The 22,564-nt window shown below is 40.6% G+C and carries 20 protein-coding genes; 15 read left to right on the top strand and 5 right to left on the bottom strand.

Annotated features, from left to right (window positions below):
- The first annotated feature begins 2 nt into the window (after positions 1-2).
- Both BUC07_RS16400 and BUC07_RS16395 read left to right on the top strand, forming a co-directional pair.
- Positions 3-461, top strand: a complete 459-nt coding sequence (locus BUC07_RS16400; RefSeq protein WP_073172060.1) for a V-type ATP synthase subunit K — start codon at positions 3-5, stop codon at positions 459-461.
- A 114-nt stretch (positions 462-575) separates the two neighbouring features.
- Positions 576-1,034 (top strand): copper resistance protein NlpE, encoded by a 459-nt coding sequence (locus BUC07_RS16395; RefSeq protein ID WP_073172057.1) that lies wholly within the window; start codon positions 576-578, stop codon positions 1,032-1,034.
- A 38-nt stretch (positions 1,035-1,072) separates the two neighbouring features.
- On the opposite strand, the gene BUC07_RS16390 is transcribed toward BUC07_RS16395, so the two are convergent.
- Positions 1,073-2,371, bottom strand: a complete 1,299-nt coding sequence (locus BUC07_RS16390; RefSeq protein ID WP_073172054.1) for an MATE family efflux transporter — start codon at positions 2,369-2,371, stop codon at positions 1,073-1,075.
- 179 nt (positions 2,372-2,550) lie between these two features.
- Between BUC07_RS16390 and BUC07_RS16385 the strand changes: the two genes are divergently transcribed.
- The 13 genes from BUC07_RS16385 to fabD all read left to right on the top strand — a co-directional run bounded on the left by BUC07_RS16385 (position 2,551) and on the right by fabD (position 18,935).
- Positions 2,551-3,150, top strand: coding sequence for a superoxide dismutase (locus tag BUC07_RS16385; protein ID WP_073172050.1), 600 nt, complete (start codon positions 2,551-2,553; stop codon positions 3,148-3,150).
- Between the two features lie 167 nt (positions 3,151-3,317).
- Positions 3,318-4,307, top strand: a complete 990-nt coding sequence (locus BUC07_RS16380) for a PAS domain-containing protein (RefSeq protein ID WP_073172046.1) — start codon at positions 3,318-3,320, stop codon at positions 4,305-4,307.
- Between the two features lie 279 nt (positions 4,308-4,586).
- Entirely contained in the window at positions 4,587-6,098 is a 1,512-nt protein-coding gene (locus BUC07_RS16370; RefSeq protein WP_073172039.1) for a peptide MFS transporter, read from the top strand.
- Positions 6,099-6,453: 355 nt separating this feature from the next.
- A complete protein-coding gene (locus tag BUC07_RS16365; RefSeq protein ID WP_073172104.1) occupies positions 6,454-8,481 on the top strand; it encodes a DUF4954 family protein in 2,028 nt (675 codons plus the stop codon).
- 7 nt (positions 8,482-8,488) lie between these two features.
- Positions 8,489-10,327, top strand: coding sequence for a glutamine--fructose-6-phosphate transaminase (isomerizing) (gene glmS / locus BUC07_RS16360; RefSeq protein ID WP_073172037.1), 1,839 nt, complete (start codon positions 8,489-8,491; stop codon positions 10,325-10,327).
- 139 nt (positions 10,328-10,466) lie between these two features.
- Complete coding sequence (locus BUC07_RS16355; RefSeq protein WP_073172035.1) at positions 10,467-10,988, top strand: DedA family protein; 522 nt, start codon at positions 10,467-10,469, stop codon at positions 10,986-10,988.
- A gap of 204 nt (positions 10,989-11,192) precedes the next feature.
- On the top strand, positions 11,193-11,594 hold the full coding sequence (locus BUC07_RS16350; protein ID WP_073172033.1) for a hypothetical protein: 402 nt from the start codon (positions 11,193-11,195) through the stop codon (positions 11,592-11,594).
- Between the two features lie 497 nt (positions 11,595-12,091).
- Complete coding sequence (locus tag BUC07_RS16340; protein ID WP_073172029.1) at positions 12,092-13,798, top strand: hypothetical protein; 1,707 nt, start codon at positions 12,092-12,094, stop codon at positions 13,796-13,798.
- 163 nt (positions 13,799-13,961) lie between these two features.
- A complete protein-coding gene (locus BUC07_RS16335) occupies positions 13,962-14,774 on the top strand; it encodes a ComEC/Rec2 family competence protein (protein WP_139279619.1) in 813 nt (270 codons plus the stop codon).
- Between the two features lies 1 nt (position 14,775).
- Complete coding sequence (locus BUC07_RS16330) at positions 14,776-15,468, top strand: hypothetical protein (RefSeq protein WP_139279618.1); 693 nt, start codon at positions 14,776-14,778, stop codon at positions 15,466-15,468.
- A 384-nt stretch (positions 15,469-15,852) separates the two neighbouring features.
- Complete coding sequence (locus BUC07_RS16325) at positions 15,853-16,560, top strand: polysaccharide deacetylase family protein (protein WP_073172101.1); 708 nt, start codon at positions 15,853-15,855, stop codon at positions 16,558-16,560.
- Positions 16,561-16,809: 249 nt separating this feature from the next.
- The gene (locus tag BUC07_RS16320; protein WP_073172021.1) at positions 16,810-17,934 is read left to right on the top strand and encodes an ATP-binding protein; all 1,125 of its coding nucleotides are present in this window, start codon (positions 16,810-16,812) and stop codon (positions 17,932-17,934) included.
- A gap of 113 nt (positions 17,935-18,047) precedes the next feature.
- Positions 18,048-18,935, top strand: coding sequence for an ACP S-malonyltransferase (gene fabD, locus BUC07_RS16315; RefSeq protein WP_073172017.1), 888 nt, complete (start codon positions 18,048-18,050; stop codon positions 18,933-18,935).
- Positions 18,936-19,391: 456 nt separating this feature from the next.
- On the opposite strand, the gene BUC07_RS16310 is transcribed toward fabD, so the two are convergent.
- From BUC07_RS16310 to BUC07_RS16295, 4 genes are all read right to left on the bottom strand, one after another.
- Entirely contained in the window at positions 19,392-19,952 is a 561-nt protein-coding gene (locus BUC07_RS16310; RefSeq protein WP_073172014.1) for an FMN-binding protein, read from the bottom strand.
- 12 nt (positions 19,953-19,964) lie between these two features.
- On the bottom strand, positions 19,965-21,170 hold the full coding sequence (locus tag BUC07_RS16305) for a hypothetical protein (protein WP_073172097.1): 1,206 nt from the start codon (positions 21,168-21,170) through the stop codon (positions 19,965-19,967).
- 91 nt (positions 21,171-21,261) lie between these two features.
- Entirely contained in the window at positions 21,262-21,864 is a 603-nt protein-coding gene (locus tag BUC07_RS16300; RefSeq protein ID WP_073172011.1) for a response regulator transcription factor, read from the bottom strand.
- Positions 21,861-22,556, bottom strand: coding sequence for a hemerythrin domain-containing protein (locus BUC07_RS16295; RefSeq protein ID WP_073172008.1), 696 nt, complete (start codon positions 22,554-22,556; stop codon positions 21,861-21,863). The genes BUC07_RS16300 and BUC07_RS16295 overlap by 4 nt, the downstream gene beginning before the upstream one ends.
- Positions 22,557-22,564: the final 8 nt, after the last annotated feature.

Raw genomic sequence — 22,564 nt, 5'->3', positions numbered from 1 at the left:
GAATGGAACCTATTGTTTTAGCTTACATTGGAATTGGATTAATGGTCGGCCTGTCAGGGGTTGGCAGTGCTTTTGGTACTACTATCGCAGGAAATGCGTCGGTGGGGGCAATGAAAAAGAACGGAGAAGCATTTGGTAATTACATCATGCTCACGGCGCTCCCGGGCAGCCAGGGGCTGTATGGTTTTGCCGGGTACTTCCTGCTCGACAGTTTCGGCCTGTTGCAAAGCGATATTGGCTGGGGAGTTGCTGCATCTGTTTTTGGTGCCGGCCTTGCACTTGGTTTGGTTGGATTGCTGTCGTCAATTCGTCAGGGACAGGTTTGTGCCAACGGTATTGCCGCAGTTGGTGCCGGACATGAAGTAGCTGGTAAAACACTTATACTTGCCGTATTCCCCGAGCTGTATGCGATTATTGCGCTGGCTGCTACCTTCCTTATCGGAAGCGCAGTTGCTGTATAATCAGAAAGAGAGCATTAAATTTCCGGCATGTTATCGTGCCGGATGAGTTATAATTTATAAGTATCCATTGCCAATAAATGGCAATGGATACTTTTTTATTTTATTCCGGGAGAAATGAAAGACACTGTTTTTTTATTCATCTTTTGTTTGGGTTTTCTGGTTTTTGTTGGGTGTCGTAATTCGACAAAAGAAACAGAAATTTCAAAAGATGGCACTGAAACTCTTGCGGCACTACCCGATATGCACACATCGCAAATCGCAATCGATTATCATGGAACCTACAAAGGAGTTGTTCCATGCGCCGATTGTGAAGGAATGGAAACCGTTATTACTTTGAAAGAAAACGAAGAATATGAGATTGCTGTAAAATACCTCGGGAAAAGTGATGCTGTTTACAAAGAGTCAGGCAATTTCAGCTGGGGTGATGACGGCCGGATTATAACCCTTGAAGGCCTTGAAAACAGGGCATCGCAATACCAGGTTGGCGAAAACAAACTGTTTCAACTCGATTTGGAAGGCAATCGAATTACCGGGGATCTTGCTGAAAATTATATTCTTGAAAAAACGAACTGACGAAAGTTGTGATTCATCCTCCGGGGAAACAGAATAATTCACTGCGCCTTTAAAATGGCTTTTTTGAAGAAAAGCGTTTGAAAAAGTCCTCTGCCGAACATGAACAGAAACATGGCCAGCCAAAGCGCATGATTTTCCCAAACCGGGTGGAGCAGATAATAAATAGGTGCAAACACCAGAAATGCCGAAATCAGCAGTGAGTTTCGCATGGCTTTTGAAGCTGTTGCTCCAATATATATCCCATCCCAGATGTAGGAACTGAAACTGGCCAGGGGAATGAAAATAATCCACACCAAAAATGGCTGTGCGCTTTGTATCACTTCTTTTTGCGAGGTCAGTAATTTCAAAATAATATTCATTCCTGAAAAATACACCAATGTGAATGCTGCCGCAAGGCCGGTCCCCCAGAAAAAAAGCAGCTTAACCACTTTTTTCAACTGAGCGATTTCCCGGGCGCCTACATATTTTCCAACCATGGCTTCACCTGCAAATGCAAATCCGTCGATAAAAAATGAAAAGAAGAGTAACATTTGAATCAGCAGTGAATTTACAGCAAGAATAGTGTCGTTGGTGCTGGCCGATTCCGAAGTGAAAAATGTGAAAACAAGTATGATGCAAAAACTGCGGATAAAAATATCAGTATTTACCCGGAAGAATTCTGTTAACCGTTTCAGGTTGAAAATCAGATGTGGGTGAACGTGGACAAGCAGTTGACGGTATTTTTTCATGAAAAGTACAACTGCCAATAATAACCCTGCATATTGCGAAAGTGCTGTTCCCAGCGCCACACCCTCCGATTTCATGTTCAGCCCAAAAACAAAAAGCACGCTCAGTAGAATATTGATGACATTTGCTGCAATCGCAATTATCATGGGGTAGCGGGCATTTTGCATACCCAGAAACCAACCACTGAAAACAAACAGGCTCAGTGCTGCCGGGGCTGCCCAAATCCTTATCAGAAAATATTCGCGGGCAAGTGTTTTTACTTCATCGCTGCCGCCAATTACTTCAAAACCTGCCCATGCAATGGGGAGTTGGAGTGCAAGAATAATTATACCAGCAAACAGCGCAACAGCCAGCGCTCGGGCCAGCACAGTAGTCGTTTCAGTGGTATCGGTTTTACCATAAGCCTGTGCCGCAAACCCCGAGGTACTCATGCGCAAAAATCCAAAACCCCAGTAAATAAAATTGAAAATAACACCACCCAGCGCAATGGCGCCAATATAAACTTCAGAATTTAAATGCCCCATTAAGGCCAGGTCGATTAAACCCAGCAGCGGCACTGTGATATTGCTCACAATATTCGGAATGGCTAAACGAAGTATTTCGCGGTTCATAAACACTAATTGAAAAATGCAAAGGTAACAGAATTCAAAATATTGTAATGGTCAATGAACAATAGGGGATTTAAATGTGTTTTTATCCTAAAATATTTGGAAGGCGGTTAACCGTTACTTATATTTGCAAATAAAGACTTAAAAGTATTTAATTAATAAAAATAAAAAGTTAAAAAGATATGGCATTTGAACTACCAAAATTAGGATACGATTACAACGCACTTGAACCTCATATTGATGCACGAACAATGGAAATACACCATTCAAAACATCATGGAGGTTACACAACAAAATTAAACAATGCAGTTGAAGGAACAGATTTGGAAGGAAAAAGCATAGAAGAAATTCTGAAAAATGTTTCGTCACATTCTACTGCAGTAAGAAACAATGGAGGAGGATATTACAATCACAATTTATACTGGCAGGTAATTGCACCGGGTGGTGCAAAATCACCCTCGGGCGAATTGCTCGATGCCATTAACGAATCATTTGGATCATTGGAAAAATTCCGGGAAGCTTTTGTTCAGGCTGCTTTAACGCGGTTTGGATCAGGTTGGGCCTGGTTGGTTCTTCAAAACAATAAGCTGGCGGTTTCGTCCACGCCCAATCAGGATAATCCGCTGATGGATGTTGCGGATGTTCAGGGAACACCCATTCTGGGAATCGACGTGTGGGAACACGCGTACTACCTGAAATACCAAAACAAACGTCCGGATTATGTAAATGCTTTCTGGGAACTCATCAACTGGGATGAAGCCGCCAGGCGGTTTAAAGGTTAGTTGATTTTTGGTTTTTTTCCCCGGGGCAGAGGCTCCGGGGTTTTTCTTACATTTACTTCAAATATTATGTTAAAAACAAATTTCACTGTTGTGAATCTTAATACGATTGTTTAATTTTATTGTCTCATGCCAAATAAATTTCATTTCAAAAAAATTATGTTTTTAAGATGAGTGGCAGACAAAATGAACAGGCTTCAAATCGTGCAAAGGAACTGGAACTAAAACTTTCGGAACTAAAATTTGAATTTGAAGAAGTAAAAGCGCAACTCCATGAAGAGCAGGAACAACGCCTGTTTTATCAGCGGATAGCTGACTTTACCTTTAGCTGGGAGTTGTGGTTTCATCCCAACGGAAAAATTAATTATTGTTCCCCTTCATGCCACGATCTTACAGGCTACACGGCCAACCAGGTTATGTTGGCACCTTCGGTTTCCGAACTGATTGTTTATAACCCTGATCGCGAAAAATTCGATACGTTTATTTCCGGGGCACTCGATCAAATGTTCGTGAAACCTTCGCTCGAATTCAGGATTCTCACACGCACACGGCAAATGCGCTGGTGCTCAATTAATGTTCGCGGGGTTTATTCCAGGCAGGGGCGCTACCTCGGTATCCGTGCTTCTGTTCACGATACCACAAAACTCAAGCGGGCGCTGGGGCACATCAATAATCTTTCGGAAGGCAGGGAAATTGAATCCCGGAACAAACAGCGCCTGAAGTCGGAACTGGAAATGAAAGAGCGCGACCTGATTACTTTTCTGCTCCAGCTGTCTCAAAAAAATGAACTCATTGCCACGGTTACTCGGCAGTTAAAACGCCTGAAGGAAGAGGCGCCCAATCAAAAAAGCGAGCGAATGCAGCAACTTTTGAAACTTTTGGATAAAGCTGCTGTCACAACCATTGACTGGGAAATGGTAGAAAGCCAGCTGGAAAAGCTGCACCCGGGCTACATGGACCGCTTGCTGCAAAAGCATCCGCGGATTAGCTCAAACGATAAAAAATTATGTGCCTGCCTGCGGCTCGGCCTTTCAAGCAAGGAAATTGCAGGGCTGAAAAACCAGTCGCCGCAAAGTGTTGAAGTAGCCCGCGTGAGGCTTCGAAGGAAGCTGAAAGTCAGTCATGAAGAGCGGTTGGCAAATTATCTCTCCGAAATTTAATTCCTTTTATAAAGTTTTCGTTTGTTGCACTTTTCCAGTTGCCACGTAATTTTGAAAATTTAAAGTTTCCACATATTTTTTTTCACAATATGAGAAATAACACCTAAATATTTCTGACAAACTGTATTTTTGCCTTGTCTTGCGGATGAACTTGTGGGTTTCTATATTAATTTTCGGCCTGTTTATTTGTTGTCTTTTTAAGCAAGAGTTGACAATGAGAAAGGTTTCATCCTCATTTTTGAGAATAAATGAAATTTTAAAATTATAAAATTTGAAAGAATGAATACACCATCTCAAAAACATCCATCCGGACTTTGGGTGCTTTTCTTTACCGAAATGTGGGAAAGGTTTAGTTACTATGGCATGCGTGCCCTTTTAGTATTGTACCTAACCTCAACTATTGTGAACGGTGGTTTTGCCTTTGCCGAAAACCATGCACTTGAAATTTACGGAATATTTACAGGACTTGTTTATCTGACGCCGATTATAGGTGGGATTGTAGCCGACCGTATGATTGGCCAGCGAAAAGCCATTATGATTGGCGGTCTTGTAATGGGCCTGGGGCAGGCAGCCATGGCCTATTCCGAATCCATTAGAAGTGTGGTGAGTATGTCGCCCGAGGCGATGATGGAAGCTCGTCAATACTGGCTCTACATTGGACTGGGATTGCTTATTTTGGGTAATGGCTTTTTCAAGCCCAACATTTCCACAATGGTAGGGCGGCTGTATGCTGACGGCGACCCGAGAAAAGATTCGGCATTTACTATTTTTTACATGGGAATCAACATTGGTGCTTTCCTTGCACCACTGGTGGCCGGATACCTTGGCGAATCAGTCGGCTGGGCATGGGGATTTGGCTCAGCATCGGTTGGTATGTTTGTAGGTACTTTCTGGTTTTGGACCCAGGAATCCAAACTGGGGACAATCGGTTTCGGTCCCAAACGTAAGTTTACTACCGAAAAAGCGAAACTTAACGGACGCGACTGGTTGGATGTGTTGGTTTGGGCAGGTGGTATGATTGCCGTTGTTTATCTTTTTGTGAAAACATGGTGGACATTGCCGGAAACAACTACAACCATAATTATTCGTGTAGGAATTTTTGTTGCAGTTGCTGCTATTGCTTATATCATTATTAAAAATACAACGGGAAAAACAGAGTGGAGCCGTATCGGGGCTATCCTTGTTTTTGCCTTCTTTAATGTGTTCTTCTGGTCAGGTTTTGAACAGGCCGGTGGCACCTTTAACCTTTTTGCCCGCGATTTAACCAACCGCATGGTGGGCGACTTTGAAATCAATGCCACATGGTTCCAGTCGGTGAATGCCATTGCCATTGTTGCACTGGCACCGGTTTTTTCCATGTTGTGGGTGGCACTGGGCCGCAGAAATCCCTCAACACCCGTGAAATTTGGATTAGGATTGTTCCTGCTTTCACTGGGGTTTGTGGTAATGTTTACTGCCGATTCAATGGCTTCACCGCAAAACCTGGTTAGCCCAATGTGGCTGGTGGGAGTTTATGTGCTTCATACCACAGGCGAACTTTGCCTGAGCCCAATCGGACTGAGTATGATCAGCAAACTTTCTCCACCCAAAATTACTTCGCTGATGATGGGATTGTGGTTTGCTTCTATTGCGCTTGCCAACTACCTTGCAGGTGCCCTCAGGAGTATTCTGGAAAATTATTTGCCCGATATGAATATTTTCCTCTTCCTGGTAATTACATCCGGGTCGGCTGCATTGCTCATGTTCGCTATTTCTCCCTGGCTGAAAAAGATGATGCGCGGAATAGATTAATTTCCGTTGGTTAGCGGATAACGAGGGTAGCTGAAAAGTTTTTTGCAACGTCATTCTGAAATTCCTGCCGACTGGTCAGGGGCAGAATTTAACCTGAAATTCAAGGGGACGTGTATTGCAGAAACAAAACCTTTCAGCTACCTTTTTTTATTCATGAAATTTTAATTATATCAGGTTTTTTTTAATTTGTTTTAACTTTGTGTTTTGTTTTAATATAATTTTTTTTGTTTAAAATCAGTTTATTGGATTTTAAGTGATAGGTTTACTGATTGGTTATTTATGTTTTTGTTATGTTTTTTGATGGGTGATTGGTTTTAACTGCCATATATTTGGTTCATCGAAAACATACCAGAACATGAAGAGACACAAAGTAGAAGATTTCTATCGCCCGATAAATAATGATGAAATTGGCCAGTTGATTTACCAGGGGTGTTCTTCGCCCGACTGGAACCTGGTTAAGGTCTCCCCCGATTTTTCGCCCGATAATATAGAAAATACCAAGTTCACTGGGTACATCCGCCTCAACAGTTTCATGAAGTCGGTGAATCTGGTGGGTGGGATTACCTTCCATACAGGTATTTATAATGCCTGGTTGCATAATTGTGAGGTAGGTAAAGACGCACTGATTCACAATGTGCGAAGCTATATCGCCAATTACTACATCGGCGAGGGGGTGGTTATCCACAATGTGACTACAATTGCCGTGGATGGTGAATCGGCGTTTGGCAACGGAGTGGAGGTGGAAGCCATAAATGAAAGCGGAGGCCGGGCCATTCCAATTTACGACTTCCTTTCAACCCATATTGCATACATGCTGACACTTTACCGGCACCGGCCCACAGTGGTAGCCAACCTGAAAAAAATGGTGGGCAATTATGTTGAAAACATTAAAAGTTCGGTGGGGACCATTGGCGCCCATTCCAAAATATTAAACTGCAACACAGTGCTGAACGTGAAAATCGGACCGCAGACTTCGATTGACGGGGGAAAAAAATTGCAAAACGGGAGCATTAACAGCACCCGCGAAGCGCCGGTAGTTATTGGAGAAGGGGTGATTATGGAAGATTTCATCGTTTGTTCCGGAAGCCGGATTACTGACGCTACACTTATTTCAAAATGTTTTGTAGGGCAGGGGTGTATTCTCGATAAGCACTATTCGGCAGTAAACTCGCTGTTCTTTGCCAATTGCCAGGGATTTCACGGCGAGGCCTCCTCTGTTTTTGCCGGCCCATACACAGTTACGCACCATAAATCTACCCTGCTGATTGCCGGAATGTTTTCGTTTTTAAATGCCGGGAGTGGCTCCAATCAGAGTAACCATTTGTATAAACTGGGGCCAATTCACCAGGGAATTATGGAGCGCGGTGCCAAAACCACCAGCGACTCGTACCTGCTCTGGCCATCGCGTATCGGCGCTTTTTCGCTTGTGATGGGGCGCCACTACAAACACTGCGATACCGCCGATTTCCCGTTTTCGTACCTGATTGAAAGCAACGACGAAAGCATACTGGTACCGGGCATAAACCTGAAAAGTATAGGAACCGTGCGCGACACCCAAAAATGGCCCCGCCGCGATAACCGAAAAGATTCCAATTTGCTCGATTTGATAAATTTTAATCTGCTCAGTCCTTACACCATTCATAAAATGCTGAAAGGCCGGCAAAAGCTGATGGATATCCAAAAATATTCAGGCGAATTTGCCAGTGAATACAGCTACGACAAAATGAAAATTGAAAAGCGGGCACTCGAACGCGGCATTAAGCTTTACGAAATGGCTATCTGGAAATTTTTGGGCAATTCACTGATTTCCCGTCTGCGGGGCAAAAACTATCGCTCAAACGATGAAATTAGGGAAACACTTAATCCGGACACCCCCGTAGGCAAAGGGTTTTGGGTTGATTTGTCGGGGTTGATTTGCCCTTTTGAGGCGCTCGACAGATTATTAAAGTCGGTTGAAAATAGTGAAACAACCACCCTGGAAGAGGTAAACGCTGCTTTGTTCGCCCTTCATAAAAATTATTACAATTACGAATGGACCTGGGCTGCCGATGTGTTGGGCGCGTTTTACGATAAACCCATAAACGAATTCACAGCTGCTGACGTGATTACAGTGGTGGAAAAATGGAAAGAGAGCGTGTTGGGCATCGACCGGTTGCTCTACGAAGATGCGAAAAAAGAGTTTTCACTCACTAAAATGACCGGCTTCGGAGTGGATGGCCAAAACGGCGCCCGCGAGCTCGATTTTGCTGAAGTGCGGGGAGAGTTCGAAAAAAATGAAACGGTAAATGCCATCCGGCAACACATGAAAACCAAAGAAATGCTTGGCGACGAGTTGATTACCCGGATGAAGCAGACCATGAAACTGAAGGTTGAAATAAACTGAATTAATTATGTGCGGAATTGTAGGATACATTGGAACCCGGGAAGCATTCCCTGTTTTGTTAAACGGATTGAAAAAACTGGAGTACCGCGGATACGATTCGGCGGGTGTGGCCTTGCTGAACGGATCGCTGGAAGTTTTTAAAAAAGCGGGAAAGGTATCCGATCTTGAACGGTTTGCCGGAACACAAAATATTTCCGGCGACACAGGTATTGGGCACACCCGCTGGGCAACACACGGCGAACCCAGCGACAAAAATGCGCATCCGCATTTATCGGCGAACCGGATTTTTTCGGTAGTACATAATGGGATAATCGAAAATTACGCCCGGCTGAAAACTGATCTGGAAAAACATAAATTTAGTTTCAGAAGCGAAACAGACACCGAAGTGCTGGCTAACCTGATGGAATATTTTTACATGCAAAGTGATGAGGTAACCGCTGAAATGGCGGTTCAGCTGGCATTGTCGAAAGTAGTAGGTGCATACGGAATTGCCGTGTTGTGCAGCCGCGAAAAAGACAAGCTGATAGTTGCCCGGAAGGGCAGTCCGCTGGTGGTGGGACTGGGAAAAAACGAATACTTTGTGGCCAGCGATGCCTCGCCCATTGCCGAATTCACCAGCCATGTGGTTTACCTGAACGATTACGACATGGCCGTTCTTCAAAAAAATAATTTCACCCTGAAAAATATTGAAAACAAACCGGTCTCGGTTACCATTTCAAATCTCGACATGCAAATTGGCGAGCTGGATAAAAATGGTTTCGAACATTTTATGCTGAAAGAGATTTTCGAGCAGCCGCAAACCATCGAAGATACGTTTAAAGGCCGCCTTAAACCCGAATATTCGGATATTGTGCTGGGGGGCCTGCACCATGTTTTTCCGCGAATTGCCAAAGCCGGGCGGATTGTTATAATTGGCTGCGGCACTTCATGGCACGCGGCGCTTATTGCCGAATACCTGCTGGAAGATTTTGCCCAAATTCCGGTTGAAGTGGAATATGCATCCGAGTTCAGGTACCGCAAACCTTTACTAAACAAAAACGATGTGGTGATTCTGATAAGCCAGAGCGGAGAAACGGCCGATACGCTGGCTGCCCTGCGGCTGGCCCGTGAAAAAGGTGCGCTGGTGCTGGGCATCTGCAACGTGGTGGGCTCCACATTGTCGCGCGAAACAGAGGCGGGCGTTTACACCCATGCCGGTGTGGAAATCGGGGTGGCTTCCACCAAAGCATTCACGGCGCAGGTGACGGTGCTCACCCTTTTTACCCTGAAACTCGCCAAAACCAGGGGGACGATTTCAGATGAAGAGTACAGTTTGCTGGTGAAAGAGCTGGCTGAAATACCCAAAAAGGGGAGGGCCATTCTCGAAAACAATGAAAAAATCAGGCAGGTGGCCGAAAAATACAAAGATGCGGTGAATGCCCTTTACCTGGGACGCGGTACCCTGTTCCCGGTGGCGATGGAGGGCGCGCTGAAACTGAAAGAGATTTCCTATATTCATGCCGAAGGGTATGCCGCCGGCGAAATGAAACACGGCCCCATTGCCCTGGTTGACGATAACCTGCCCGTGGTGGTGGTTGCCCCGCAGGATGCGTGGTACGAAAAGATTATCAGCAATATACAGGAGGTGAAAGCCCGGAAGGGCAATGTAATTGCCATTGTTACCGAAGGCGACACCGGGCTGAAAGAGCTCACCGACGATGTCATCGAAATCCCTCGCTCACATCCGGCGCTGGCACCGCTGCTGGCAGTAATTCCGCTGCAACTGCTGGCCTACCACATTGCCGTTTTGCGCGGCTGCAATGTGGATCAGCCCCGCAACCTGGCAAAATCGGTTACCGTGGAGTAGTTTGAAATGGGGTGATTTGATTTTTCCGGAAAGGTTGCCTTGTTTGTTTACCTGTATAACGAATATTTCAGGTAACTTGTCGATAAATTTTCATGTACAGGTTTTTGCTACGTAGTTTCATCATACTGTCGGGGCAGTTATGGAAAACAAAAAACTATCGATACCGAAAATAATTGGTGTAATCCTTCCACTGGTTGCAGCAATTGTAATATTTTCGCTAACCATTGGCAGAGAATTGTACGCCGACCGAACACAAAGCATCCAGTCGTTCGTGCTCATTCATTTTTCAGGCTACCTCTTCTTTTTGCTCATGCCGGTTGAAATGGCATTTGTATATTACCTCTCTTTTTTCAATGCTGCCCAATTGATTGCAATCGCACTTTTAACAGCCACAGCCGCGCAAATTATCGATTACTTTATCGGGCTTTCATTTAGCGGAAAATTCATTCACTATTTTGTGGGAGAAAAACGGATCCGGAAGGCTGAAAAAAACATTCGAAAGTATGGTATGCTCACTGTTTTTATTTTTAACCTGTTCCCGCTTTCATCGCCCATTATCGCACTTGTGGCCGGAATGTTAAAATTCAGGTTCAGGGATTTTTTGATTTACAGTGTTGCAGGTCTTTTGATCAAGTATCTCGTTTTGAGTTTGATTTTTTGAAACTGCTGTGCTTGAATTGCTTTTTAACAAAATATTGGTATTTTTAACCGGTGGAAAAATTACAAAGTAATAAGTACATCTGCTCAAGCGTTGTGGTAAAGCATGCAAAAAAGATATAAAAACCGCGTCATATAGAGGCTTTAGCCATTAAAGCCGGACAATAGTGGTACTAAGCATAAATTATAAATCTTTAAAAATTACCGAATGGACCAAAAACAATCTTTTAACCTGAATGCCGACTTTTTAGGAGGCTTTACCTCGATTTTCATAAAATTGGTTTTTGCAATTATTGTAGTTTACCTTCTTGTAATGGTATTAAATTTCCTGAGGGACAAATACATTAACAAAGAGACAAATAAGCAAAAAGACGATATTTCCGACTTGCTAATCATTTTAAATAAATTATTCTATATCTCTGGGTTTGGATTTGTAATAGCAAATATTTTTCAATTTTTACTCTCCCAAATTGGTGGTCGGCAAAGTAATTTTTCATCAGTGAATTTCAGAGGTGAATGGGACTATTTGACATTTGGGATTATTATAATCTTTGTTGGTATTGGTTTTAAGGTGGGGTATAAGATGTTAAAAAAGAACCCAAAAGAATAAATGCCAGTCGCCGCTGGCGGTGGTGCTGACGGAAACAAAATAACAATGCAGTTTTTTCTGAGGAAGTGGAATACCTGAATTTCAGCACATTTTCTTGCCCTTCCAAAAATGTTTTTCTACTTTTAATGGCTGAAAACCAATAATCAACCATTGAACAAAAAACTGCAAATACCGCTTGGCAACACAACATTTCACTTCCAACAGCGAAAAAGGTTACCGTATATTCAGCTTTTACCGGTTTCAATGGATTCCGGTGCACCAGTTTTTATTTCCGGAGGGAGTGAGAATTGTTACCCATTAAAAACCCGTTCGGTGAAATGGAAATACGAAATAAGAAAGGTTTACAATATTTCCGCTATAAAGAAATATTGTATAGCTGTGGATCGCAGACAACAGAGTTATGTGGCATTTTGAAATACTGGGATAAAAATATAAGCCTTTATTATGTAATTACTTTTTAAACCTTATAAAATCGCATTTACCTAAAACTAAATATTATGAAAAAGACCGAATTAGTTAAGACGGAGAAAAAATTAATTTCTGTTGAGAAGCAACTGATTGGTGAATTATTCCTTACCAGAAATACTAATGATATAATAGCTTTTACACAAACTTATGTGACCAATTATATCCCAATTCTATATTATGCGGTGAAGCACTTTGACACAAATCAAATTGCTCGATTAATGAATTCAAGCATTCTTATTGACAGGTTACTTTCAGGTCGGATAAATGATGCAATAAACCTTCAAGTCCACAATGATGTGAAAGAATTTCTTTCTAAAAACCAGATGAAAGATAAATCAGAAGTAATTAAATTAATTAATAATCAAACGATTGTTAATAAAGCAAATTTATCATCTACTATTCTATTTATGTTTTCTTTTATGAGAAGTACCTTATTCTCTCTATACTGTAATAAAAAACTTTATTTGAACTATGGAGTGGGTTGGAATAACATGTTAATACATTTTGTTCAAAACCCACACTTGATTTTTTTACTAGACAATAAAGATATCGAAAAAGCAGAAAAGGAGCTTAAATTTATTAAAGATGATATTGCATTAATTAATGGAAAACTGGCAAATGAGATAAAACAAGAATTGCTTGAAAACAACCTTTGTACTAAAAAAGAATTTTCCAAAATTACTATTCATTTTGTTGGTCTTAAAATTGATTGGTTAAAAAGTAAATCACTTTTGTCATATTGCAAATACTTAAAAACAAGCGATAAACGTGAACTAAATAAATCAATTAAATATTCGAACTTATTATTGGATACTTTGGAGAATGAAGAAATAGATTATCATAAATTTAGTTTCAGAAAAAAAATTACTTTTCCTGGCCCTGCTCCCGATTTGAAAGAAATTATTGGAGATAAACAAAAGTATTCGTCGATAATAAAGTTATTCAATTATATAGCATACTTTGAATCAAAAGACGATAAGATGGTTATTGTTTTTCCGACAAGTTTAGAGTATTACTTTAATTTAGACCAGACATATAAGAAAAACGATGTTGATGTTAGAATATTAGAGGATGAAAATTTTATACTTGAAATTAACAATGGAGGTTGTGGAAGTATAATTGGCTATCTAAATTCAATAGTAAAACCATATGAATCACAATTTCATAGAGATTGGTTTCCAATACATGAAATTCTAACTTCTTTTAAAAAGGATGGTATTTCAAACAAATTTATTTATGACCAATTAAAAAAATCAGAAATTAAAGACCAAATAATCTCAAACTTTGAAAGAAAAATAAATAAAAAAAGGTTACTATCTAACGCAATGGGCGTATCCTTCCTTGCAGGGATAAACTATTATGCAGAAGCAAAAGGTTTTACTCAGGTTCCGCTATATTTAAGTACAACCGTACCATTACTTACGGAAATAGTTCTAAAAGCCTTATACAAATCAGGATATGAAGAGATTTTAGTTGACCTGACCAAAGAAGATAAAGATGAAACAAATGCTCTTGGTTTAAGTGACATGGATGATGAATATGGTTCTCTTAAAGAACTTGAAGAACAAATAGAAAATCTTGAGAGTACCTCAGAGGAGCTAATGGATTACGTCAAAATGGATGGTTTAAAGTTAGTTATTGATACAAATACCAAAATAAGAAACTTAATAATGTCTTCTCGTCCGATTAATGAAATCAATTCTGAGTTAAAAAAAATATATGAATCATTAGAATAAAAAACGCCACATAACAAATTGTAAATTGCATTGCGGGGTTCGTGGTAAGTCGTTCGCTGGATTCTCGCAACATCGTTCCGCCCTACCGGACAAGAACGAGCTCCGAAATCCGCAACGACAACTTACAAGTGACCGTTGGGGGTAATAGTAAAAAATAATCGACATGGAAGTACATTTTATTAACGTTGGACAAGGGAATATGGTATTAATAAAAATACCTAATAGTAAAATAATCGTAAAAGATTGTAATATAACGGATGAAAACGAAGAGAGAATCCTAGATTATGTAGAAAGTGAAATAGGAGAATCCTCTATAGATATTTTTATTAACTCACACAGAGATGGAGACCATTCAAGAGGTGTAAAAAAACTGCATGACAAATTTGGAATTAAGGAAATTTGGGATAGCGGAGTTGCTGGAACAACAATTGAATCATCCGTTTATAAACAGTATATGAATTTAAAAAGGCAAATAGGAAAAGAAATCAGTGCTAAGAAATACTGGACTTTTGGCGAGTGTAAGCTGAGGGTAATGAATGGTAAGAACTCAGATTTTGATGATTCCAACGACCAAAGTTTAGTAGTTAAACTTGAGTATAAAGGAAGTAGTATTATGTTACCAGGGGATACAAGTTATAAATCATGGAAAGATTTTATTATTCCAAATTATTCAGCCAGTAGCTTAAAATCTACGATACTTTTAGCCAGTCATCATGGTTCTATCTCATTCTTTGATGACCCTGATGACAAACAATACTATTATACATCACACATTAAAAAAATAGCACCAAAATTAACAGTTATATCTGTTGGAGATAACAATACTCATCCCAATCCTGAAGCTGTAAAGATGTACGAAAAATATTCCACAGGTTATGGTGATAAGAAAGTTAAATTATTGACAACAAAAGACAACAATACAATTAAGTTTGAGTTTGGACCAAATGGTTCAAGTAAATATAGATGTAATCTTTAAAATGAAAGATTTAATAAATAAATATAATATACAAGCTCGTTTGATTCCTTCAATATTAATTGCCATACCCTTATTTCTTTTTCAGTATGTGAATCTGGATTCATCGCAAATAAATTTTTTAAAACAGCTTGGTGAAATAGAATTCTTGGGAAATATTACAATATCTATAGCATTGATTTACTTTTTTATGCAATTAAATAGATATTTAGGTAAACACCTTTTTGAAAAATATTATTTTAAAAAGCAACTTTATTTCCCTACAACAACATGGTTAATGCTATATGACACTAGCCTATCAGAAAACTTTAAAACTAAGCTAAGAACTAAAATACAGTCTGATTTTAATATAGTTTTACTTAATATAGACGAAGAACAAGAGAATGACAATTTAGCTAGAAAAACAATTAGAGATGCAAATGGATTAATAAGAAGGAAAGTCGGTAATGGTAAATTAACTTTACAACATAATATTGAATACGGATTTTTTAGAAATCTAATTGGTGGGACTATAATAGCGTTACCTATCACAGTAATTATTTTTCTAATTAACTTAGATAATAATAATTTTATTTTGGGATTGACAGTATTATTAGGATTTATTTATTCTTTATTATTAATATTTTCAAAACAAATTTTATGGAACAAAGGATGTTTATATGCAGAAATATTGTTTCAAGAATTTATGACACAATAAACTACTACCCCCAATAAATAGGAATATGAGCGGTCGGCACGACCCAGCGATTATTCTGTGTTGAACTACAACCGGTTTCTTTTGCAGGATTTTTTTCTATGTACTTAACGACGGTTTTAGGTTTGGTTCTTGTTGAAATTCAGGTAATTATTTATTTTTAAAATTACTCTGTCAGAAGAAGTGAGTTATACAAAAATAAGAATTTTGCTTGTGACATACTATAAATTTTTAAGGAGAATAATAATTGGAACATTGAATTAAAATGAAATACGTTTTCAACAGAATAAATGAACACTTTGAGCGTACTTTTGAATCAGCTATCCCGCAGGGATTTAGTTCAACATGTACCAAACGTTAGCGGTTATTATGAAAACGACAATGTCAATGATAAACAAAAAAACATATAAAATAGTAGCCTTCATACTACTGATTTTTATGTTATTAGTGGGTTTGTATTATTTAGCTAGTTCAAAAACATTCCAGTTTTTTGGAGGAATTTATCCGAGAATAGAAACAAACGAGAAAGTTGTTGCATTAACATTTGACGATGGACCTTCTCCTAATACAGACACGGTTATAGCAATATTAGAAAAACTGAATGTAAAAGCAACGTTCTTCCTGACAGGAAATTCCATGCACCATTATTTTTCAGAAACTGAAAGAATTATTGCTTCAGGACACGAAATAGGAAATCATACATATTCACATAAACGATTAATTTTCAGGTCATACAAAACCATTGCCTCCGAGATAGAGAAAACTGACTCGTTGATAAGAAAAGCCGGATACAAAGGAGACATTCATGTTCGACCACCTCATGCTAAAAAGTTGTTGGCATTACCTTACTATCTTGAACAGAATGCCCGCAAAACAATTTTATGGGATATTGAACCTGAATCAATTGAAAAAATTTCAGATAGTTCTGATTTGATGGCACAATATGTTGTCGAGCATTCAAAAAATGGCTCAATAATTTTATTACATCCCATGTATGATTGGGGAAATGAATCAATAAATGCAATTGAAATGATTGTAAATGGTTTAAAGAATAGAGGATATGAATTTAAAACTGTTTCAGAACTGCTTGAATAAGAGGGGGGTGGAGTGGATTCACAACCGCTAATAAACAGGACTCTGAGCGACGTGCAGCGCCCGGCGATGAGTTCCCGGTAACTGTCGGAATTGCACCCGCCTGAATGACACCGCCGGGCAGGCTCTTTGGAATCCGCTTCGCAACATTTACCAACGTTAGACACAAGCGAAATTCGTGAACACAATCCGCAAATAACATAACAAACAGGGAATATAATCGCTAATTATTAGTATATTTGCTAAAAAAAGATGTATAACAGATATTTAACCGATAGAATAATCAAAAGAATTGGTTCAGGAAAAGCAATTGTTGTAATCGGTCCCAGACAAGTAGGAAAAACCACAATGATTGAATCAATATTAAAATCAAATGATTATTTACTTCTTGATGGAGACGACCCAAAAACCAGAACATTATTAACCGGACCAACAACACAACAAATCAGGTCAATTCTTGGTAAGTATAAGTATATTTTTATTGATGAAGCACAACGGATTGAAGGAATTGGGTTGACTATGAAAATTATCACAGACAGGTTCAAAGATGTGCAACTATTCACGAGTGGTTCTTCCTCATTTGATTTGTCAAACAAAATAAACGAACCCCTAACCGGTAGAAAATGGGAATATCAGCTCTTTCCTATTTCCTGGGAAGAATATGAAAACCATCACGGATACTTATACGCAGAACAAGATATAGAAAACAGATTGTTATATGGATTCTACCCTGATGTTCTAAATAATGTTGGCGATGAAATTGGTATTCTACGCAATTTGGTAAACAGCTATCTATACAAAGATATTTTATCGTTTGCCGATATTCGTAAGCCAGAGATACTTGATAAATTAGTTCAAGCATTAGCTCTTCAAATAGGAAGTGAAGTGAATTATTCAGAACTAAGTCAAATAGTTAATGTGGACAAAAAAACAATTAGTAAATATATCGATATTTTACAAAAAGGATATATAGTTTTTAAGCTAAGTAGCTTTAGTAGAAATGTAAGAAACGAAATAAAAACCAATAAAAAGATTTATTTCTACGACAACGGTATTCGAAATATGGTAATTGGAAACTTTAACCCTCTTAGTTTAAGAACGGATAAAGGCGCTTTATGGGAAAATTTCCTAATCTCGGAGAGAATTAAGCAGATTGAATACAAGGAAAGTCTGGCTCGCACGTATTTTTGGAGAACAAGACAACAACAAGAAGTCGATTTCGTGGAAGAATATGAAGGTAAAATATTTGGTTATGAATTTAAATGGAACAAAAAAAAGATTCAAAAACTACCAAAAACTTTCACAAAAGCATATAATTCTGAAAATAAAGTAATTGACAGAAATAATTTTAGAGATTTCGTAACGATAAACAAATAAATTCTTGCTGGCGCAGATTTGTAATCTGTGCCGTTTAATACCTCTTTCTCAGCTGTCTTCCCGCAACCCATCCAAAATTTATATATTTGCCCCGAAATTAAAAAGCAGCAAAAATGAAAGCATTCGTTTTTCCCGGACAGGGAGCACAATACCCCGGCATGGGGAAAGACTTATACGAGAATTCGGCGGAAGCAAAACAACTGTTTGATAAAGCCAACGAAATTTTGGGTTTCCGCATTACAGATATCATGTTTGAAGGTTCGGCTGATGATTTAAAGCAGACCAAAGTTACACAGCCCGCTATTTTTCTGCACTCGGTGCTGCTGGCCAAAACACTGGAAGATTTCGCGCCCGGCATGGTGGCCGGTCACTCACTGGGCGAGTTTTCGGCGTTGGTGGCTGCTGGCGCGCTGACGTTTGAAGACGGCCTGGCGCTGGTATCGAAACGTGCAATGGCCATGCAGAAAGCCTGCGAGGTGGAGCCTTCCACCATGGCGGCCATTGTTGGCCTCGACGATGAAGCCGTGGAAGAGGTGTGCAGCTCAGTTGCCGGTGTGGTGGTGCCCGCCAATTACAACTGCCCCGGTCAGCTGGTCATTTCGGGGTCGGTTGAAGGAATTGACAAAGCCTGCGAATTGCTCAAAGAAAAAGGGGCCAAACGTGCCCTGAAACTGCCGGTGGGCGGTGCTTTTCACTCACCCTTGATGGAGCCGGCCCGCGAGGAACTGGCGGCAGCCATTGAAACCACCGATGTTCAGAAACCGGTTTGCCCGGTGTACCAAAACGTGAACGCGCAACCGGTTACCGATCCTTCGGAAATAAAACAAAACCTGATTGCCCAGCTGACAGCTCCGGTGAAATGGACGCAAACGGTGAAAAATATGATTGCCGGTGGCGCCACATCATTTACCGAAATTGGCCCGGGAAAAGTGTTGCAGGGACTCGTGAAAAAAGTCGATCGCAGCATGGAAACTTCCGGGATAGATAAATACGAAAAATAAATTATCAAATAACAAATATCAAATAACAAAAAAGATCCAAAAAACAATATTCAAAATTCAAAACAAGATTAACTTGAGAATTTTGAAGATTCACTGTCATTTCGACGACGCAGGAGGAGAAATCTGTACAAACAGGCAGGGATTCCTCGTCGCTTCCCTGCCAATGACAGATTTTTATAAATAACTAATAATGAGATAAATTAGAAAACCATACGCTGATGTCATTTCACGCGAAGCCCACGAAGTGATGCCAATGGCAGATCACTTTGTGAGAATCCCGGTATTCCGGGAGAGAAATCCCTGTAATTGAAACAGATTTCTCCTCGCATACTCGTCGAAATGACAGTTGCCGGTTATGTCATTTTCTCATTATGCCCAATAAAATTGGGTGGACACTCGGAATGACAGCAAGTTTAAGCTCTGTCATTACCACGAAGATTACATTGAGCATCAATTTCATCGTTCAGACAAAATCATTTCCTTCAGCAATTGCGTTTTCCACTGCACATCGTCGGTAATGGCATGAACTGAAACCGTGGCCCCGGAAATGCCGTCGATGTTTTTTCCTACATCAAGTGTGTCGTCCGTTGTAAAATCCCGGAACTGTTTCAGCCATCCACGGGCAGCTATTTCGTGCCCGTAACTGGCCTGGTAGTTATAAATTTTTACTGCCTGCACGCTGGCATCGGTGCCAAAAACAATCAGGTAATCGAAATATTCGCTGTCGGTTCCACTGTCGTTTCCCCCGGGCAGTGCGCATCCTCCGGCCCGGCAGGTTTTTACCCGTCCGTAGTGCAGGTAACCTTCGGTGGTGGAATCGCTGTCGGACAGAATTCTGAAAAATTGGCCCGTTTTGTCAGGTAAAGCAGCGTTGTTTTCTTCTGCCAAAACAACTTCATTCTTGCCAAATTGCTTTTTTAACTCCCGTGAAACCTGGCGGGGCAGATCATCCGGTATTCCATTTCCAAACGAAGCCAAAGCAGTGAATAAAAATGAAAATAGAAAAAGTTTTTTCATAACGACTGGTTTTTAAAACATGATGCCCACACCTGCGTTGAACGTTTTCACGTATTCGGATTGCGCGGCTGATTTTACAAACTGAATGTCGGCCTTAAGCAATGCTCCACGGGCCATTTCCCATTCCAGTCCGCCGATAATGGCTTTTTTATCGTAAGCCGGATTTGGCGACCCCTGTTCCACCGAGTTTTGGGTGTTCCATTTTTCGTAACGGACAAACGGCGTGAGCTCCGACTGCACGTTGGCCAGCGGCCGGAAAACGTTATATGCAGCTTCCAGGTAATAACCTGTGAGCGAACTTCCCAGGTCGTTGGGAACTCCGGTAGCACCGGCTGTAAATTCGTTGTATTGTCCGGTATTTGAAATTCCGGTGTAATAGTATTGTCCTTTCAACTGAAGTCCTTTCACCGAATAGCGGGCATCGAGGCCCAGCATGGCAACTCCCACCACTGACGAATCGGCTGTAGCCAGCGCCGTGTTATTCTCTTTTTCAACACCGTTGTATAGTGTACTCTGCGTGTTTCCTGTATAAACCGATGCCCCCACGTTGAGTCCGCGAATCCCGAAATATTCTACTTTACCTGAAAAACTGGGTGAGCTGAAAATGCTTTCGGCACCTTTTTGCCGCCCGCTGCGCAAACCACTTCCGTTGAGAATGGCACCGCCGTCGTAACTTTTAAATCCATTCATCAGGTACGCCTGGTATTTTAAAGAAACCGGCAGAATGTAACCCATGAAACCGGCGCCAATTTCGCGCCAGGTAGTGGGCGAAATGTGCTTGTCGATGAGCGGGCGTTCCACTCCCCTGAACAGGTTGGGCTCGTGGTACTCGTTGGTAATACCCATGGGCGTGAGCATCAGTCCGGCCCTGAAATTGATGGAATTGTTGATTTTGTGCTGCAAAAAGGCCTGTTCAATATACACCTCTTTTACATGTTCAAACTCGATTTCGGAAATAAACTGGGTGTTGTTGCTGAAACTGTACCCAAGCAGCATGATAAAACGGTGCACGTCCATGTTGCCGTTTAGCTTCATTTCCGAATCGAAGGGCTGGTTGTAGTGCACGCCGCCGTAACCACCAATTTTCAGATTGCCGTCGGTGTACAAAAGTCGTTCGGCAACATTCATATAAAGATTGCCCGGCAGACTGTCAGCGGGTTGTGCATTTACTAAGACGGAGCATATAAAAAGAAGTATAAAAATCAAATTTCGTTTCATGTTGTTTTTATTTAGATTAATTACCAATAACTTTTTGGTAAAACTACATGAACGAAACGGGGCCGGAAATCCCAACATGTTGGGATTTTAATCAGATTAAATCTTCGGGATTGATATTTTCGGTGTCGATGAGGTTGTTGAGGATGGCGTAAACCGTTAATCCTGAGATGGATTTAATGCCGGTTTTTTCGGTTATGTTCTTCCGGTGCGAAATTACGGTGTGAATGCTGATGAAGAGTTTTTCGGCAATCACCTTGTTGGAATGGCCGAGTGCCACCAGTTTCAGCACCTCTTTTTCGCGCACTGAGAGTTCTTCGCTTTCGTTATTCTGGGTTTGTTTCCTGGTCTTGTTCAGGCAGCGCGAAACCATTTTTTGCAGTTGGACGGCCCCGGTTTGGGTGGTGATATAAAACTTGCAAAAGGGGAGCGGTTCATCACGATCTTCTTTTTCATTGATGAAATCAATCCACTTCACCTCGTTGTTTGTTTGCAGCAGCTTATAGTTATTGATTTTTGTGGCTGTAATATTCTCGCCGATAATAACAATTTCCTGGCCTTTCAATTCGCAAAATGCCTTCAGCTCTTCAGTTTTTTCGAGCATAATAATTTCAGCATTGAAATAACTGCGCAAAATGGCGTTTATACCTTTGCGGATAATTTCCGAGGAGTGGATGATGAAGATCTTTCTGTTCATTTCAGCAGCTTGTTTTCAATTTCAATGGTTAAGGGCATTAAAATTTTATCCTCAATCCGCGCGTGATCTTCCAAATCTTTTTCAAAAAGGGAGAGGGTAATTAAAAAGTCGTTGCAGATATTTTCGTCGTAATCGGGCGTAATGTATTTAATAAGAAGGTGTTTCAGGTCATTTAACTTTTCTTCCACATTCGAGTGTTCTTCTTCAAAATTACGGATGGTGTATTCGCTGTCTGGTTGTTGTGTTTTTACGAGGTTGATTACATACGGAAAAACTTTCTCTTCTTCGTGGTCGATGTGTTGCCTCAGCTCTTTTTTGTATTTTTTGTAGAAAACATCCACCATTTGGAGTCCTTTGAAGTCGGAGGGGCTGCTTGCAATCAGCCGGTTCAGCAAATCGTCGAGTTTGGGTATGGTGTACGAAAAGTAGTAGCTGTGTGTTTTTCGCAGGTAGCTGATTATTTCCAGCGGCGAAAAAGTGAGCAGTTCATTTCTTGGAAAATACTCCTCGTTGTGGTAGGTGTTCACAATGGCCATGAAAAAACCGGTGTTGATGTTATGTTCAAGGCAAATTTCTTCCACTGTTTTATCGCGAAACCCCAAATTTATCCCAAACCGGTTCAAAACGGGCAACAGGTGATAGTTGTGGTCGATGATGTGGTACAGTTTGTCGTTCTTCTTAAAAATTTCCATGCTGTTTT

The sequence above is a fragment of the Tangfeifania diversioriginum genome, from assembly GCF_900141875.1.
In the GTDB taxonomy this organism is placed as follows: Bacteria; Bacteroidota; Bacteroidia; order Bacteroidales; family Prolixibacteraceae; genus Tangfeifania; species Tangfeifania diversioriginum.
The sequence above is the reverse complement of the archived record's forward strand: the minus strand, read 5'-3'. Positions and strand labels throughout refer to the sequence as shown.

What these genes read in the sequence shown, in the direction of transcription:
- BUC07_RS16400 (WP_073172060.1), top strand. Translation starts at nt 3, where the DNA reads ATGGAACCTATTGTTTTAGCTTACATTGGAATTGGATTAATGGTCGGC.
- BUC07_RS16395 (WP_073172057.1), top strand. Translation starts at nt 576, where the DNA reads ATGAAAGACACTGTTTTTTTATTCATCTTTTGTTTGGGTTTTCTGGTT.
- BUC07_RS16390 (WP_073172054.1), bottom strand. Translation starts at nt 2,371, where the DNA reads ATGAACCGCGAAATACTTCGTTTAGCCATTCCGAATATTGTGAGCAAT.
- BUC07_RS16385 (WP_073172050.1), top strand. Translation starts at nt 2,551, where the DNA reads ATGGCATTTGAACTACCAAAATTAGGATACGATTACAACGCACTTGAA.
- BUC07_RS16380 (WP_073172046.1), top strand. Translation starts at nt 3,318, where the DNA reads ATGAGTGGCAGACAAAATGAACAGGCTTCAAATCGTGCAAAGGAACTG.
- BUC07_RS16370 (WP_073172039.1), top strand. Translation starts at nt 4,587, where the DNA reads ATGAATACACCATCTCAAAAACATCCATCCGGACTTTGGGTGCTTTTC.
- BUC07_RS16365 (WP_073172104.1), top strand. Translation starts at nt 6,454, where the DNA reads ATGAAGAGACACAAAGTAGAAGATTTCTATCGCCCGATAAATAATGAT.
- glmS (WP_073172037.1), top strand. Translation starts at nt 8,489, where the DNA reads ATGTGCGGAATTGTAGGATACATTGGAACCCGGGAAGCATTCCCTGTT.
- BUC07_RS16355 (WP_073172035.1), top strand. Translation starts at nt 10,467, where the DNA reads ATGGAAAACAAAAAACTATCGATACCGAAAATAATTGGTGTAATCCTT.
- BUC07_RS16350 (WP_073172033.1), top strand. Translation starts at nt 11,193, where the DNA reads ATGGACCAAAAACAATCTTTTAACCTGAATGCCGACTTTTTAGGAGGC.
- BUC07_RS16340 (WP_073172029.1), top strand. Translation starts at nt 12,092, where the DNA reads ATGAAAAAGACCGAATTAGTTAAGACGGAGAAAAAATTAATTTCTGTT.
- BUC07_RS16335 (WP_139279619.1), top strand. Translation starts at nt 13,962, where the DNA reads ATGGAAGTACATTTTATTAACGTTGGACAAGGGAATATGGTATTAATA.
- BUC07_RS16330 (WP_139279618.1), top strand. Translation starts at nt 14,776, where the DNA reads ATGAAAGATTTAATAAATAAATATAATATACAAGCTCGTTTGATTCCT.
- BUC07_RS16325 (WP_073172101.1), top strand. Translation starts at nt 15,853, where the DNA reads ATGATAAACAAAAAAACATATAAAATAGTAGCCTTCATACTACTGATT.
- BUC07_RS16320 (WP_073172021.1), top strand. Translation starts at nt 16,810, where the DNA reads ATGTATAACAGATATTTAACCGATAGAATAATCAAAAGAATTGGTTCA.
- fabD (WP_073172017.1), top strand. Translation starts at nt 18,048, where the DNA reads ATGAAAGCATTCGTTTTTCCCGGACAGGGAGCACAATACCCCGGCATG.
- BUC07_RS16310 (WP_073172014.1), bottom strand. Translation starts at nt 19,952, where the DNA reads ATGAAAAAACTTTTTCTATTTTCATTTTTATTCACTGCTTTGGCTTCG.
- BUC07_RS16305 (WP_073172097.1), bottom strand. Translation starts at nt 21,170, where the DNA reads ATGAAACGAAATTTGATTTTTATACTTCTTTTTATATGCTCCGTCTTA.
- BUC07_RS16300 (WP_073172011.1), bottom strand. Translation starts at nt 21,864, where the DNA reads ATGAACAGAAAGATCTTCATCATCCACTCCTCGGAAATTATCCGCAAA.
- BUC07_RS16295 (WP_073172008.1), bottom strand. Translation starts at nt 22,556, where the DNA reads ATGGAAATTTTTAAGAAGAACGACAAACTGTACCACATCATCGACCAC.